Here is a 15,920-nt window from a genome sequence, read left to right as displayed (position 1 = left end):
CATTAGAGCACTCCCGTCACCGTGAGGAACGTCCGGACGCCGAGCCAGACGACGATTATCGTCACGAGACCACCGAGAACGTTCGACACCGTGCCGTTGGTGTACTCGCCGAGTAGTGTATCGGAGTTCATTGCGATGATGAGGAAGATCGCGATGATCGGGAGGAGAATACCGTTGACGACCTGTGCGAACACGATGATTTCGACCGGACTCCCGCCAAGAAGGACCGACGAGACGCCCACCAGAAGAATGACACCCCACACCGCCTGAAACCGGGGCGCGGAGAGGTCGGTATCCCACCCGAGCGCGCCCGTGGTGGCGTAGGCACCAGCCAGCGGGGCGGTCGTTGCGCTCGTGAACCCGGCCGCGAACAGTCCGATGCTGAAAAACAGCGTCGCGTACGGACCGGCGATCGGCCGGAGCTGCTCGGCCATCCGCCCGACGTCGGAGATCTCGGTGCCGGTCGGGAACGCAGCCGCCGCCGTCACGAGCACGGCGATAGTGATGAGCCCGCCGATGAGGATCGATAGCACCGTGTCCGTCCGACAGTCGGACAGTTCCGCTGGACCGCTCCAGCGCTCCTGGACGTTGCTCGCGTGCAAGAAGAGGTTGTAGCCGACGACTGTCGTGCCGATGAGTCCCGTGATGAGAAACACCGATCCGTCGGGAATCGTCGGGACGAACCCGGCCGCGAGCGCACCGAAGTCCGGGCCGATGAGTGCTGCCGACACGAGAAACGAGATCGCCATAATGGCGACCAGCCCGACGAGCGCGCGCTCAATGAGCTTGTATTTCCCCGTATAGAGGAGCGCTCCGGCCACAACTCCCATCGTGATCCCCCAGATCGTCGAACTCACGCCGGTGATGGTTTCCAACCCGGCCGCCCCGCCGAGGATGTTCCCGGCTTCGTACGCGGCCGTGCCGGCCCCGATGGCAGCAACGACGAGGACGATCGATCCCCATTTGGCGATCGGATTGTCAAACTGATCACGCAACGCTTCGCCAAGCCCCTCACGAGAAACGAGCCCCAGGCGAGCGCTCATCTCCTGAAGGACGATCGTTGCGAGTATCGAAAAGCCGAGCGTCCAGACCAGTGCATAGCCGAAGCGTGCGCCCGTGACGCTCGCCGTCGTGACGGTTCCGGGTCCGATGAACGCCGCCGCGACCATCGCTCCCGGGCCGATCGTCCGCAATCGTTGGATGAGTCCCATTCCCAATCTACCTCACGATAGATCACTACACAATCGGGTGAAAAGGGTTGCTGTGAACGGTGTGCATACAGTATGCAGCCGTATGAACTGGCCAAGCAAGACCACTGCGAACCGGACTCACTGCATCGGTATTCATTCGTGTCGTTCGGTGAGCAGCACTTTCGAAACACCCTCGTTGACATCGATATCGAAGTCGAGCGATGCGGTGCTCCGCTCGATGAACCGAAGCATGAACCACTTCATCGACTCCGTCGGAAAGACGATGTGGTAGGTGTCCGCTTCGGTTTCGCGAACCGTGAGAAAACCACAGAACGACAGCCAATCGAGAAGTTCGCCGAGATCGGTGAATCGCTCGTCGTATTCGCTCGTATGATACTCTGCAACGCGATCGGTACACTCCAGAAAGTCGGGGTCGGGATCGCCCGACTCACCCTCGATATGTTCGAGAAAGCAGTGCAGGAAGTCGACATCGAGAAGGACGTGTTCACCACCAGCGAGCATTCGATGATACTCTTCCAAGTTGGCGCTCGCATCGGCCGTCGCCGCTTCGAAATTTGCCGCATAGAACGTGAGTGCCTGGCGGACGAGCTCACTTTGTCCGTTCTCTGTGCGGCTAGTGAGCGTTTCGAGGGCGGCACTTGCATCGCTATCCAACGAGACCGTGACGCGGTCGCCAGTCATGGTGCTCCGAACATCCGTACGAACTACACTCTTTCGTCGGTGCTGACCCGCTCTCAGTCCGCGCTCTTGCTCGTCCTTGGCTCGCCAATCGCGTGTGCTTCACGCAGGAGCCCGGGGATCACGAGCCAAGCACCTATTTGGGTGCTCGCAGCGGAGCGGGTTTCTATGCACCTCCAGGACTACTGGGGAATCGGCCCGAAGACAGCCTCCCAGCTCGAAGACGGACTCGGCACTGAGCGCGCGATTCGGGCGATCGAATCGATGGATATCGGCGTCCTCGTCGATGCTGGACTCGCCCGCGGGCGGGCAACCCGGATCCTTCGGCACGCCCACGGCGAACAGGGGATGGGAATCCTCACGACGCCGGATGCACGCACCGTCTACAAGGACCTCCTCGCACGGGTCCAAACATACGCTGTCACCGATCACGCGGGCGACCGTATCCGTGTGCTGGCACCGCTTACCTCGCGCGACGCTATGGAAGACCGCCTCGACGAGGTGATCCTCGCAACGGACACCTGGGGCGATCTCGACGACGCCACTTGCGAGGAAGTTCTCGACGTCTTCGCCGGCTTCGATGAGATGGGTGGTGGCGACCGCGCCGCGGTCGAGACTGTGCTCGCACTCCAAGACATCGGCGTCAGCATCGGTGTGTTCGCCTCGATCGACGCCATCGACCCCGACGCGCTCGACGATGCCCGCGAAGCGCTCGGCTCCCTCGACACAGAGGGAGGTGAGCCCACCGTTCGCGAAGGCATCGACGACGAACTCGATACGGCCCGCGAGCAGCTCACGGCGGTCGAACAGCTCGAAGCGCAGGGCATCGACGTCATCGAGGCCATCCAATCCGACGGCGTTCGTTCGAGCGAGGAGTTCCGTGAAGCGTTCATCAGTCATGTGGCGAGCGAGACGCCACTCCCGGCACCGCGGGTCCGGGAGGCAACCCCCACCGGGGCTGCCGACGCCACGGATTTCGTGACGCAGGGCCTCCGCGAGCTGCTCGGGACACTCCGCGAATCGGTCGAAGCTCGCGAGCAAGCGGTCGCAGACGAACTGGAGGCCGCACTCGACGATAGCCGCGACGAGATCGAAGCTGCCGTCACCGCAGTGAGCGAGACGGCCTTCCAGCTCTCGCTCGCACGGTTCGTCCGCGCCTACGATCTGACTCGCCCCACGTTCGTCGAGTCGGGTTGTGTTGGGGCTGTGAACGCACGCAACCTCTCGCTCGTCGCGGCCAACGACGATGTGCAGCCAGTCACGTACGCCGTCGGCGACCACGAGTGTGCGGCCGAGGTACCGACCGGGGATCAGGTCACGGTACTCACCGGGGCGAACAGTGGTGGGAAGACCACCCTTTTGGAGACGCTCTGTCAGGTGGTCGTCCTCGCGCACATGGGCTTGCCCGTCCCGGCCGATGAGGCCGAAGTGAGCCGCGTCGACGCCATCGTGTTCCATCGCCGGCACGCGAGTTTCAACGCTGGCGTGCTCGAATCCACGCTCCAGACGATCGTGCCGCCGCTGACCGAAAGCAACCGGACGCTGATGCTGGTCGACGAGTTCGAGGCGATCACCGAACCGGGAAGCGCCGCCGACCTGCTGTACGGATTAGTGCGTCTCGCGGTCGATGCGGGAGCCGTCGGCGTCTACGTCACCCACCTCGCGGACGATCTCGAACCCCTGCCGGATCGGGCGCGTACCGACGGCATTTTCGCCAGAGGCCTGCGCGACGATCTGACGCTCGACGTGGATTATCAGCCACAATTCGGGACCGTCGGTCGATCCACGCCGGAGTTCATCGTCTCACGACTGGTGGCGAACGCGAGCGATCGGAGCGAGCGTGCTGGTTTCGAGGTGCTCGCCGACGCCGTCGGCCAAGACATCGTCCAGCAGACGCTGCTCGATGCAGAATGGTCGGGATGAACGGATAGGTGGATCACCGGAAGTGACAAGATCGACTGGCCGACGAGGCTGCTGTTTGCTCCAGTCACGTCACCCGACCCCGAACGAAGAAACCGTGTCACCGACTACTGTCAACAGTAGCCGAGTACATCAGCGAGCGAGGTCCGGGATCGCAACCGTTAGCTCCGCGGACTGCGTACTGATTCTGTGGAGAACACCGTCGCGTGGCTCCGGGACCGGCCGTACTACGATGGGCAGGTGCAGCTCCACCAGCAAGTTTCCGGCCGGTCCGCTACCTTCCGAGATGTCGATGTCGAGTCCCGCCTCGGGGGTGTCCTCACCGACGACGGGATCGAGCAGTTCTACGACCACCAGGCCGCCGCGATCGAAGCCGTCCGCGACGGCCAGAACACCGTCCTCGCGACCCGGACCGCGAGCGGGAAGAGTCTCGCCTACACGGTTCCAGCCTTCGAGCGCGCGCTCGCGGACAGTCGCTGCACGCTCTACATCGCGCCACAGGTCGCGCTCATCAACGATCAGGCCGATACCCTCTCCGAGCTCGCTCACGGCCTCGGCTTCGGCAGCCGCGTCCGCGTCGACCAGTACACCGGCCGCCTCTCGAAATCAGAGAAACGCGGCGTCCGCGACCGCCAGCCCACGGTCCTTCTCACGACACCGGATATGCTCCACTACGGGATTCTGCCGCACGCTCGCCGGCTCTGGGACTGGTTCGTCGAGCGGCTCGACACCGTCGTGATCGACGAGGTTCACGAGTACCGTGGGGTGTTCGGCAGCCACGTTTCGCTCGTGCTCCGCCGGCTGGCGCGCGTCTGCGAGGAGTTCGACGCCGATCCCCAGTTCGTCTGCTGTTCGGCCACCATCGGCAATCCCACCGAGCACGCCAGTGCCGTCACCGGCCAGCCTGCCTCCTCGTTCGCGCTGGTCGACGAGGACACGAGTACGACCGGGCCGACCCACTGGCTGTTCTGGAACCCGCCCGAGTACGACGACGAATCCCAGCAGGGCCGCAGCGACAGCAGCGGACGACGACGATCGAGCCATACCGAGACCAAACGGCTGTTCGCGGACCTCGTGAGTCGGGGCTTCCAGACCGTGGCGTTCACGAGCGCCCGTCAGGCCGCCGAACGCTACGCGTCCGAGAGCGCCGACGCTCTCCGCGACCGCGGTCACGGCGACCTCGCCAGCAGCGTCACCGCCTATCAGGCGGCGCTCCCGCAGTCCCGCCGCAACACCATCGAAGACGGGCTTCACGATGGGTCGATCCGCGGCGTCTGGTCGACGAACGCGCTCGAACTCGGGGTCGACATTGGCGAACTCGATGTGGTACTGCTCGACGGCTATCCGGACACGCGAATGTCGACTCACCAGCGTGCCGGGCGGGCAGGCAGGGGCGACGATCCGAGTCTGGTCGTGCTCGTCGCCGGCGAGGATCAACTCGACCAGTACCTGATGGATAACCCCGCGGACTTCTTCGATGGCGACCCCGAACAGGCGGTCGTCAACCCCGCGAACGACCAGCTCATGCCCGATCACGTGCTGAGTGCAGCGCGGGAATCGTGGCTCACGCCCGAGGATCGCGAGCATTTCAGCGAGGCGTTNCAGTGCGGTGACTGAACGCAGGCGGGACAGCCCTCAGCACAAGATGAGCCTGCGAACGATCGAGGACCGCACCATCCAGCTACGGGACCGCCAGCGCGGCGAGACGGTCGGCCAGCTCCCGTTCGGTGACGGGCTCCGCGACGCTCACCCCGGCGCGATCTACCACCATCAAGGACAAACCTACGAGGTCGCGGAGCTCGATCTCTCACACGACACCGCCGGGCTCGAATCCACGTGGGCGGACTACTACACGCAGGTGCTCCACGACAAGCAGATCACCGTCGAGGAGGATCTCGATGCAGTCACGCTGTCGACCCGCGAGGACGTCACGGTCCGGTTCGCCGAGGTCACGATGCGCAAGCAGATCACGGGCTACGAACGCCGCGACCGGGCCACCGGCGAGTCGCTCGGGCGCTTCTCGCTCGATCTGCCCGAGACCTCGCTCCGAACGCGGGCGCTATACTTCACGGTACCCGAATCGGTCGAGACGGCGATGCGTGCGGCGGACGGCAACTTCGACGGCGGGATCCACGCCGCCGAGCACGCCATGATCGCCATGTTCCCTTTCGAGCTGCTCTGCGATCGACGCGACATCGGCGGGCTCTCGACGCCGCTGCACCCACACACGAACCAGAGCACGATCTTCATCTACGACGGCTATCCCGGCGGTGTCGGGCTCACGAGAGCTGGCTACGACGACATCGAGACGCTGCTGCGCCGAACGCGGGAGATGATCGAGAACTGCTCGTGTGCTGAGGGCTGTCCCGCCTGCGTTCAGTCACCGCACTGCGGGAACGCGAACGATCCACTCGACAAGGGCCTCGCGGTCATGCTGTTGGATCGATTGCTCGATAGTGCGTAGCTGAGAGCCGTGCCGCATCGCGCGAAGGGGACACTATCTTCAGCCAGCGTTCCTCAACAGGTGCATGAGCACCGATACCGACGACACGCCACCCCGCCTCAAACGACCGCTGCTCTACGTGATGGGGGTCTTCTACGCCGCCGCGGGGGTGATGCATTTCGTTGCACCGAAGGTGTACGCTCGGATCGTTCCACCACGGTTTCCCAAACCGGCCGCACTCGTGTATCTCTCCGGCATCGCGGAGATCGTACTCGGCATTGGCGTCCTGCTCCGGCGGACGCGCCAGCGGTCCGCGTGGGGACTCATCGCGCTCCTGATCGCCGTGTTTCCGGCGAACGTTCATATGGCGACCAGCGACGTGGCAACTGATGCAGCCCCCGACTGGGCCGAGGGCATCACTCGGGCGGCGATGTGGGCACGACTCCCGCTCCAAGGCGTCCTGATTCTCTGGGCGTGGTGGTACACGCGCCTGATGCCCGAGAGTTCGGAGAAAGACGCCTCAAACCCCGAGACACACCAGTAACGGACGAGTAGGCTCCATCGAAGCACTGTCTTCATCCACAGACCGCTGTCGTGTACCGAGAGCCTGTCTCACGCCGCTGGTGGCGCAACGTCGGCAGTCATCGCTTCCGAGCCGCTCGCTTCGGGTTGTCACGTCATCGGTTGTGAATCAGTTCGAAACGGCAGTCGATGTCCGATATACAAGTAGCAGTACGAAGTCGATCAAAAGTCGCCGGAGAAGCGACCCGGTTCAGACGTATTCACCACGAGCTTCGTAGACGGATGGATCGTCGTCGTACTTGCGCGCGACCTCTTCCAGCGTTTTGAACTCCGCGTTTTCGTGGTTTTTCACGTAGTTGATGAACGCTTCGAGGTGGGGAATCATGTGGGGTAGTCCATGCAGGTCGGGGTGGATAGTGAACGTGTAGACACCAGCACCGCGGCGATTGTAGAGGTAATCGAACTGCGGTTTGTAATACTGCTCGTACATCATCTCCGGATTTTTGTAGCCGGCGTGATAGAGTGGCTGCTTGATGAACAGCATCGATGGGATATCATCTCGATACCAGCTGATAGGAATCTCCACGACATCGGTTTCGTCACCGTATTCGTACGGTGTCGTCCACGAATCAGGCTCCTGATCGTAGTCGATTTTCTCCCAGCTATCGCCCTTGCGCATGTAGCCCGGTTCGAACTCGCGCTCCATGAGGCTACTATCGTAGAGGAAGTCGTACTTCTCGACGAGATCTGGCGTGTTTTCGCTGAACTCCCACCAGCTCGCGCGGTGGCCGACCGGTTTCTCACCCGTCACTTCCTCGACGAGATCGATCGAGAGTTGAAGGATCTCGTCTTCCTGTTCGCGTGAGAGGTCGGTCGGGTTTTCGTGAGAGTAGCCGTGAACGCCGATTTCGTGGCCAGCGTCCGCGACTGCCTGAATCTCCTCACGGAAGGTTTCGATAGTATGCCCTGGAACGTACCACGAGGTGTCGATAGCTTCGTCTTCGAACAGCTGGAGCAGACGCGGAATGCCCTCATTTCCGGCGGAGAGTCCACGCGAGAGATCCGCCGGTGAATCCGCGCCGCCGTACGATCCCAGCCAGCCAGCAACACAGTCCGCATCGACACCGATTGCGACATCGATATCACTCATTGTGACCGCATATCGGTTCACACCCACGGCCAATAGCAATGATCGTCGTCGCAAGTATTTCCGGAGTCTGCTCGTGTTCGTTCTCCGTCTTCGTCACGAATTCGCCTCGAATGCCTCGCGGAGAGTGGTGAGATCGGCCGCCTCATACTCTTCGATGAGTAGCATGAGTTTCAGACGTGCCTTGTGAGCGGGGAGATCACCGCCATCGATTATCCCATGCGAGCGGAGCGTTTTCCCGCCACCGGGCGTTCCGTACACGGGCGCGACTGCCCCGCCCTGACAGCGCGAGGTGATGACAACTGGAACATCCGCTTCGAGGGCGTCACGGATCGCACCGCCGAGTGGACTCGTCGTATTGCCGAGACCGGTCCCCTCGACGATGAGGCCATCGACACTCCCACCGAGGGCGGCGTCGACCTGCTGTGTACCGACACCGATCCCCGTTTTCACCACTACGACATCAGCCGACGTTGTGGTGGCCTCGATCGTGTCCGACCGACTTCCCGGCTCGCGGTGGACGCGTACGCTTTCGCGGGTGAAGTGTGCGACTGGGGATTTATCCGGAGAAACGAACGCCGAGAGGTCACTCGTGTGTGCTTTCGTGACGTCTCGTGCGGCGTGCAGCTCTTCGTCGAACGCAATGTAGACACCGCCTCTGTCGCGGAATCGGTCGTGGCTTGCCGCCCGGGCTGCGGTGAGAAGATTGCTCGGGCCATCGGGACTGACTTCGTCCGAACGACGCTGTGCTCCCGTGAGAACGACCGGTGCATCCAGATCGAGGACGAGATCCAAGTAGTAGGCGGATTCCGCCATCGTGTCCGTCCCGTGGGTGATGACGACGCCATCAGCGCCATCATCGACGGCCGTGCGTGTTTGTTCGACGATCACTGCAAGCGACTCGATATCCATATCGAAGCTCGGCGTCTGCACGACTTCCGTCACCGCGATATCGGCGTACGATCCGAGCTCCGGTACGGCTGCAATGAGATCGCCACCGCTTCTGCTTGGCGTTGCACCGTCCTCCGCTTGCGTACTTGCGATCGTCCCGCCGGTGCTCAGTACAGTGATGGATGCAGACATTCTCGGCATGTGGTGTGCACTACTGCCACTTAAACGAACGGCGTCGATGTCCGAGACGGCGAAACCCGATGTCCGAGACGGCGAAACCCGATGTCCGCACGACGCTACATGTGCTGTGTGAGCTTGGGTTACCACGGTGTCGGCGAACGCACTGCCCGTCGGGAACCGTATCAACGTCTCTGCCACGAACGGGAACTGTTGGCGGCGAAAGAGGGTCGAAGGCATCGAAGAAGGAACCGACAGCGTGATCGCCACGGTCTCGTGGGGAGTGGTTGTCAGTCGTTCCGAGATCGGCCGCACGAAGACGTGCGATCGGGCCAGTGATCGGTTACAACCGTCCCTCTCAATCGTCGGTCTCGATCCGTTCGCCGTCGACGTACACGTCGACCGCACCCTCGCTGGCGGCCTCGAAGTCGGTGATCTCGCCGGTGATCCGGTAGGCGTCACCACCGCCGCCGAGTCGGCCGCTAACGCTCGAACCGTTCGGCGAGATGATATCGATGTCGGGATCGCGGGTCACGCCATCGTCGTTGATCGGTGCGCCGTAGCTCTCGCCGCGGCGCTCGATCGTCCCCGTGACCGAGAAGTCGTAGGTCACCTTGTCGTCGGGGCTCCCGCCGATGATGACGACGAAGTGGGACTCGAGCGATGGCGTCGCGGTCGGGGAGGGTGTTCCGGTCGTCGTCGGGGCTGCCGTCGAGGTTCGGGTTGGCGTCGTGGTTTCGGTCGCTGTCGGCGTGCTGCTCGTCGGAGCCTGCCCCTGGATGGTTTCCGTGGTGGTGTTCGCTGCGGCGGTCGTGTTCGGTGTGGTGGTCGCGTTTGCTGTGGCGTTTGTGGTCGTCGGGGACGGCGTTGCACTCTGCACGTCCGTTCCGGCGACCGTCGTGTTCTCGGGCTGCTCGTTCGGTGCCGACGCGAGCTGCGAACATCCCGCGAGCAGGAGGAGGACTGCCAGCAAAACGGGGGCGAATCGTCCGGTCATACCCCATTCAGGTCGCGTCCGGGGTATAACTTCCTCGGTCGTTTTCCGTTCGGCCATCGTTTCGGGCACGAAACGGTCGGCAGAACGGTTTCGAATCGGCTCGCCGGCGATGACCGAAAAGCACGACACGGACGGCGTTAGCGCCGGACGGCCTCAGTCGCCGGCGAGTTCTTCGCGCACGAGTCCGGCCGCGTTCTCGATCGCGCCGACCGAGGAGAGATAGCCCGCCCCGACGCTCGTTTTGAGCGCCTTCGCGGCCGGTCCCCGGAACACCGTCGGTCCGACCTGGGCCACCGCACCGTCGCCGACGCTGACCAGCCAGCCGGGCGCGTCGAACCTGAATCGCTCTGGCCGTGGCTCGAACAGCGCGTCGTCTCCACCGCCATCCTGTCGGTGGGACACGATCCCGGCGATGCTGTCGGCGACGCTTCGTGCCTCGCGGACGGCGGCCGCGGCGCTCGCCGGGACCGCCGCGCCGTCGGCGTCGGTGACTCGCGCGGCGTCGCCGAGCACGAACGTGTCGCCGCCGAGCCGGAGCGTGTCGGGCACGATCGGGCGCTCGCCGGCAAGCGCGTCCGGTCCGCGGATGCCGCCGGTCCAAATGAACTGGCCGTAGGGCAGCTCGTCGGTGTCGAGTTCGATGGCGTCGTCGGTCGCGCGCTCGACCGCCGCGCCGGTGTTGACGATCACGTCGCGGGCTTCGAGCTCCTCGTGGACCGCCTCCTGAAAGTTCGCCGGGAAGTTCGGGGCGACGCTGTCGAGGCGTTCGAGCAGCACGATCTCGCGATCGATCCCCTCCTCGCGGGCGAGCGCGGCGAGTTCGCCCGCGATCTGGACGCCCGAGAGGCCGGCTCCACCGACCACGACCCGATCGCCGGCGGCGAGTTCGAGGAGCTCCTCGCGGATGCGCGCGGCGTCGGGCAGACGTTTCAGCGGTGTGGCGTGTTCCTCGACGCCCTCCAGATCGTGAAACGCGGTTTCGGCCCCGAGACAGACCGCACCGACGTCGTACGAGAGTTCCTCGTCATCGTCGAGTTCGGCGACGCCTCGCTCGTGATCGACGTTCGTGACTCGCGCGACGCGGAGGGTCGCACGATCGAGGACGTCGGCGAGATCGACCGTGATCCCGTCGGCGAGCGACGGCCGTCGGACGACGCGGTGGAGTTCGTGCTGGACGAGGTGATCGGGGCGGTCGTTGACGACGACGATCTCGTCCGACTCTGACAGCCGTTTTTCGAGCTGTCGAGCGAGCGTGAGACCGGCGTAGCCGGCTCCGAGGACGGCGATTCGCATCGGTGTTCGGTAGGGGTGCGTCGGTTAAATGCGTTGAGAACGCCGAAGTCGACCTAGGTATGTAGGGTGCAGAGGACGAACAACAACGCTGCTCGCACGGGGCAACTGAGAACCACAGGCCACACAGCACCACCAGCACCGCAACCATCCACATGCCTCCCAACCGACTCCCTCACTCGCTTCACTCGTGCAGATCTCGCACGCGAGTCGCGCCTTCGGCGCTCCCGCGCGCCAACCGCACCGTCCGGCCTGCGGTGTGCGGATCAGCCGAGTCGAATCGGATCGTCGCTCGGGTGGAGTTCGACCGTGACGCGCTCGCCGCAGGCGAACTCGGTGTCGGGACAGACGAGTTTCGCGCCGAAATCGGCCTCGCGGCCACAGAACAGCGAGAGGCCGGTGATGCGCTCGCCGTTGGCGAGCACGTCGAGCGACTCCCACGCCACGTCACGGCCGGAGGCGTGGCCCACCGCACGCCCGAGCAAGGACACCGCGCCGTCGCGTTCGCGGTCGCCATCAGTGGCGAGCGCGCCGCCGCCCGTGTAGTGGATGAGGCCGCCGTCGAGAACCCCTCCGTCGTCGGCCGCGATCCCGACGAAGCGCTCGCCTGGATCGGGATGGGAGGGAGCGTCGAGCACGGCGTAGGTGTCGCCCGTCTCGACGACCCTACCTGTCCCGTCCCAGTCGAGCCCCACGATCGGGCACTCAACCGCGAGCGGAAGCGACCCGCTCGCACGATACGAGTTCGCGTCGGGCGAGCGAAATTCGAGATGAACGTGGTTGTCGACCCACGGCGCGAAGAATCCCGCCCGGACGAGCCGACCAAGCGGATCACCGACGGCGATCGAATCACCTGGCGAGACGGTCGGCTCGACGTGAAGCACGCGGGCGACGTGCTCGCCGGTGTCGACGAGAAGGAGGTGGTCGTCAGCCTCGGCGTGGGATTTCGGTGGGGCGCGCACGGTTCGGGTGTCGAGCACCTCGCCAGCGACCGGCGACGGTGCGATCGAGGGCTCGCCGTCGGTCGCCGGGCCGAGCCCCGCATCGGGGTAGAGATCGATCGCGTGTCCCTGCTCGTGGGCGACGTAGGGGGAGTTATACAACGAAAAGCGACGGTACTGCGAGAGGACGTCGGCACCGAGCGAGACGGCCATTGGCGAGACGACGAAGCGCGGGCGTTTAGCCCCGTCGCCCCCTCCATCGACTATGCGCGTCTTCGAGGGGCGAGCGGCCGACATCGAGGCCGATCGCGAGCGCACCCGCGAGCTGGTCGCACACACCGCAACGACCGGCGAGCCGGCAGTGCGCGCGTGGACGCCCCACCGTCAGATCGCGTTCGGTCGGCGCGACGCCCGCGCCGAAGGCTACGACCGGGCGCGCGAAATCGCCGCCGACCACGACTTCTCTCCCATCGAGCGCGAGGTCGGCGGCCGCGCAGTCGCGTACACCGGGTCGACGGTGGCGTTCGCGCGAGCAGAGCCCATCGAGGGGCGGGAGATCCAGCAACGCTACGCACGAGCGACCACCAATCTCCAAGCGGCGTTCGACCGGCTCGGAGTCGAGGCGCGCGACGGCGAACCGCCGAACTCGTTCTGTCCGGGGTCGCACTCACTTCAGGCCGACGGCAAGATCGCGGGGCTCGCCCAGCGCGTGCGGAGCGACGCCGCGCTCGTCGCGGGAATCGTCGTGACCCGCGACGCTGCGGCGATGGCGGAGGTGCTCGAACCGATCTACGACGCCCTCGATGTGGCGTTCGATCCCGACTCGGTCGGGAGTGTGGCGCGCGCCGGCAGCGACGCCGACCCCGAGACCGTCGCCCGCACGATCGAGCAGGCACTCGCGGAGGGGTATCGGAGTACGAACGACCAGTCGACGGACGAATCGGCGGCAGACGACCCAGCCGACGATCGGGACGCTTAGGCCTGCGGGCGGTCGAGCGTCACCATGCTCATCGCGAACGCGACGCTCGTCGACGGTCGCCAGCGCGACGTCCGAGTGGCAGGCGAGCGGATCGCCGCCGTCGAGCGCCGACTGTCGGCCGGTGCTGACGAGACGACTATCGACGCCACCGGAAAGCTCCTACTGCCGGGGATGATCGACGCCCACGTCCACTTCCGCGAACCGGGCTTTCCCGAGAAGGAGACGTGGGCGAGCGGCAGCCGGGCGGCAGCGGCCGGTGGCGTCACCACGGTTGTGGACCAGCCGAACACCCAGCCCCCGACGGTCGACGGAGAAACGTTCGACGAGAAGGCCACCTGTACTACGGATTCGGTCGTCGACTTCGGAATCAACGGCGGCGTCACGCCCGACTGGCAGCCCGACGAACTGCTCGATCGGCCCCTGTTCGCGCTCGGCGAGGTCTTTCTCGCGGATTCGACGGGCGAAATGGGAATCGACGCCGACCTGTTCGCCGACGCCGTAACGGCCGCGACCGAGCGCGGCGTTCCCGTCACCGTCCACGCCGAGGACGCGACGCGGTTCGACGCGTCCACTAGGGATCGTGACGACGCCGACGCGTGGAGCGCGTTCCGAACCCCGGAGGCCGAGCGCGCGGCGGTCGAGCGCGCGTGCGAGGTCGGCAGAGACACCGGCGCACAGCTCCACATCGCCCACGCGAGCACGCCGGAGGGGATCGACGCCGCGGATAGTATGGAGATGACCTGCGAGGTGACGCCCCATCACCTCCTGCTCTCGCGCGAAGACTACGACGACCTCGGCACTCACGGACGGATGAACCCGCCGCTGCGGAGCGAGGAGCGGAGGGAGGGGGTGTACGAGCGCGTCGCCGATGGGACGGTCGATCTGATCGCAACCGACCACGCGCCGCACACCCGCGAGGAGAAGGACGCGGGGATCTGGGACGCCCCGAGCGGTGTTCCGGGTGTCGAGACCGCGCTCCCCCTGCTCCTCGCGGAGGCGCGCGCAGGACGGCTCGACTACGAGCGGGTGCGTGATCTCACGGCCGCGAACCCCGCCGCGGTGTTCGACCTTCCACAAAAAGGCCGTGTCGAGGCCGGGAAGGACGCCGATCTCGTGCTCGTCGACCCCGACGCGACCCGCGATATTCGGGGCGAGGAACTGGCGACGGACTGCGGGTGGACGCCGTTCGACGGGTTCGAAGGCGTGTTCCCGGAGTGGACGATGGTACGCGGCGAGACGGTCTACGAGCGCACCGACGGCGAAGAGCGATTCGGCGCGGCGATCGGCGAGAACGTCCGGTCACGAGAGTAGCGTCGTCGCGACCACGACGCCGATCATCACACCCACACCGAACCCGACCAGCCGAGCCATCGCGCGCCGCGAATCGCGCTCGGTCCAGCCGGTATCGGTGTCGAGATGGGTTTGGAGGGTTTCGACAGCGTTGCCGGCGAGCACCGAGCCCGACCAGCCGAGCACCGCGAACCCGAGCACGAGCGCACCGACCGCGAAGGTCTGTGTGCTGGCGAACTCGGGAGTGCGAACGGCGGCGAGCGCGAAGAGGGCGAGTGCGCCCGCGACGACCCCGACCGCACCCGCCGTGGCGAGCAGTCGGATTCGCGGGCGGAGCCACGCACCGAGCGCCACGGATCAGTCGATGGCCTCGCGCATCCGTGGGTCGAGGGCGTCGCGCATCCCGTCACCGAGGAGATTGAACCCCAAGACGGTGATCGCGAGGAACAGTCCCGGGAAGAACGACCACCACCACTGACCGGTCAGAAGTCCCTGCTCCACGCCATTGGAGAGCATCAGCCCCCACGAGGGCGTGCCGGTGGGCGCACCGAACCCGAGGAAGGACAGCGCGGCGAGGTCGATGATCGCGAGCCCGAAGTTCAGCGTGCTCTGGACGGTGATGGGCGCGAGACAGTTCGGGAGGATGTGCCGAACGATCACCCGGGGATCGGTCGCACCGAGCGCCACCGTCGCGTCGACGTACTCGTCCTCCAGTACGGCGAGCGCCGCGCCACGAATGACGCGGGCGAACCGTGGCGTGTAGACGAGGGTGAGCGCGGCGACCGCGCGCCAGAGCCCGAGATCGTCGGGGAAGATGGCGACCAGCGCGAGCGCGAGCAGGAGCGAGGGGAACGCGAGCAGCACGTCCATCGTCCGCATCACGACGTTGTCGGTGACGTCGCCGAAGTACGCGGCGACGATCCCGAGTCCGACGCCGGCGACCGTCGAGATCGCAACGGTGATCGTGCCGTAGAGCAGGGCGTACCACGCGCCGTAGAGCACCCGTGGGAAGATGTCCCGCGCCTGGCCGTCGGTGCCGAACGGGTATTCGAGGAAACCGACCGTCGTGGCCGTCGCCCCGCTGCCGAACAGGTTCGCCCACCAGCCCGGAGCCTGCCGCGGCGGGTTCTGGCCGAACTGGGTGAGCGAGATCGCCTCCAGATCGACGAACAGCCGCGCGTAGATCGCGACCGCCGCCATCCCGAACACGATGACGATGCCGGCGAGCGCGAGCCGGTTCGAGAGGAGATCCGAGAGGAACGGCGACGCCCGGAGCCGATCGAAGACCCCGCGCGTACGACCGCTGCCCATCTCCGTTTCGGTGCTCATCGCCGTCCCTCCAGTTTGCGTGTCATTGTTGGATCCTCGGATCGAGCGCGGAGTAGGTGATGTCGACGCCCAGGTTCACCAGCGTGAACAGGAACGCGAACACCA

13 protein-coding genes and 1 pseudogene are annotated in these 15,920 nt (G+C 65.3%); 5 read left to right on the top strand and 9 right to left on the bottom strand.

Annotated features, from left to right (window positions below; all coding sequences use genetic code 11):
* Nucleotides 1–2 precede the first annotated feature (2 nt).
* Nucleotides 3–1,211: an Nramp family divalent metal transporter gene (locus tag C450_RS15560; RefSeq protein ID WP_005045039.1), complete on the bottom strand. Its 1,209-nt coding sequence runs from the start codon at nucleotides 1,209–1,211 to the stop codon at nucleotides 3–5.
* 132 nt (nucleotides 1,212–1,343) lie between these two features.
* Nucleotides 1,344–1,892, bottom strand: a complete 549-nt coding sequence (locus C450_RS15555; RefSeq protein WP_005045038.1) for a ribbon-helix-helix protein, CopG family — start codon at nucleotides 1,890–1,892, stop codon at nucleotides 1,344–1,346.
* A 165-nt stretch (nucleotides 1,893–2,057) separates the two neighbouring features.
* Between C450_RS15555 and C450_RS15550 the strand changes: the two genes are divergently transcribed.
* The 3 genes and pseudogenes from C450_RS15550 to C450_RS15540 all read left to right on the top strand — a co-directional run bounded on the left by C450_RS15550 (nucleotide 2,058) and on the right by C450_RS15540 (nucleotide 6,796).
* Nucleotides 2,058–3,812: a MutS-related protein gene (locus C450_RS15550; protein WP_005045036.1), complete on the top strand. Its 1,755-nt coding sequence runs from the start codon at nucleotides 2,058–2,060 to the stop codon at nucleotides 3,810–3,812.
* Nucleotides 3,813–3,998: 186 nt separating this feature from the next.
* Nucleotides 3,999–6,273 (top strand): annotated as a pseudogene (locus C450_RS15545) (DEAD/DEAH box helicase).
* A gap of 64 nt (nucleotides 6,274–6,337) precedes the next feature.
* On the top strand, nucleotides 6,338–6,796 hold the full coding sequence (locus tag C450_RS15540) for a DoxX family protein (protein WP_005045034.1): 459 nt from the start codon (nucleotides 6,338–6,340) through the stop codon (nucleotides 6,794–6,796).
* A gap of 228 nt (nucleotides 6,797–7,024) precedes the next feature.
* Here the strand turns inward: C450_RS15540 and C450_RS15535 are convergent, their stop codons facing one another.
* From C450_RS15535 to C450_RS15515, 5 genes are all read right to left on the bottom strand, one after another.
* Nucleotides 7,025–7,924, bottom strand: a complete 900-nt coding sequence (locus tag C450_RS15535) for a polysaccharide deacetylase family protein (RefSeq protein ID WP_005045032.1) — start codon at nucleotides 7,922–7,924, stop codon at nucleotides 7,025–7,027.
* 93 nt (nucleotides 7,925–8,017) lie between these two features.
* Nucleotides 8,018–9,004: an asparaginase gene (locus C450_RS15530; protein ID WP_005045028.1), complete on the bottom strand. Its 987-nt coding sequence runs from the start codon at nucleotides 9,002–9,004 to the stop codon at nucleotides 8,018–8,020.
* Nucleotides 9,005–9,347: 343 nt separating this feature from the next.
* Nucleotides 9,348–9,986: a hypothetical protein gene (locus C450_RS23010; protein WP_241430414.1), complete on the bottom strand. Its 639-nt coding sequence runs from the start codon at nucleotides 9,984–9,986 to the stop codon at nucleotides 9,348–9,350.
* Between the two features lie 153 nt (nucleotides 9,987–10,139).
* Nucleotides 10,140–11,279, bottom strand: coding sequence for an NAD(P)/FAD-dependent oxidoreductase (locus C450_RS15520; RefSeq protein WP_005045025.1), 1,140 nt, complete (start codon nucleotides 11,277–11,279; stop codon nucleotides 10,140–10,142).
* Nucleotides 11,280–11,542: 263 nt separating this feature from the next.
* Entirely contained in the window at nucleotides 11,543–12,430 is an 888-nt protein-coding gene (locus tag C450_RS15515; protein WP_005045023.1) for a hypothetical protein, read from the bottom strand.
* A gap of 52 nt (nucleotides 12,431–12,482) precedes the next feature.
* Between C450_RS15515 and C450_RS15510 the strand changes: the two genes are divergently transcribed.
* Both C450_RS15510 and C450_RS15505 read left to right on the top strand, forming a co-directional pair.
* On the top strand, nucleotides 12,483–13,196 hold the full coding sequence (locus tag C450_RS15510) for a lipoyl protein ligase domain-containing protein (RefSeq protein ID WP_005045021.1): 714 nt from the start codon (nucleotides 12,483–12,485) through the stop codon (nucleotides 13,194–13,196).
* Nucleotides 13,197–13,220: 24 nt separating this feature from the next.
* Nucleotides 13,221–14,507, top strand: a complete 1,287-nt coding sequence (locus C450_RS15505; RefSeq protein ID WP_005045019.1) for a dihydroorotase — start codon at nucleotides 13,221–13,223, stop codon at nucleotides 14,505–14,507.
* On the opposite strand, the gene C450_RS15500 is transcribed toward C450_RS15505, so the two are convergent.
* Nucleotides 14,496–14,840, bottom strand: a complete 345-nt coding sequence (locus C450_RS15500) for a DUF7268 family protein (protein WP_005045017.1) — start codon at nucleotides 14,838–14,840, stop codon at nucleotides 14,496–14,498. The genes C450_RS15505 and C450_RS15500 overlap by 12 nt on opposite strands.
* A gap of 3 nt (nucleotides 14,841–14,843) precedes the next feature.
* Complete coding sequence (locus C450_RS15495; protein ID WP_005045015.1) at nucleotides 14,844–15,815, bottom strand: ABC transporter permease; 972 nt, start codon at nucleotides 15,813–15,815, stop codon at nucleotides 14,844–14,846.
* Nucleotides 15,816–15,920: the final 105 nt, after the last annotated feature.

This window comes from Halococcus salifodinae DSM 8989 (assembly GCF_000336935.1).
In the GTDB taxonomy this organism is placed as follows: domain Archaea; phylum Halobacteriota; class Halobacteria; order Halobacteriales; family Halococcaceae; genus Halococcus; species Halococcus salifodinae.
The sequence above is the reverse complement of the archived record's forward strand: the minus strand, read 5'-3'. Positions and strand labels throughout refer to the sequence as shown.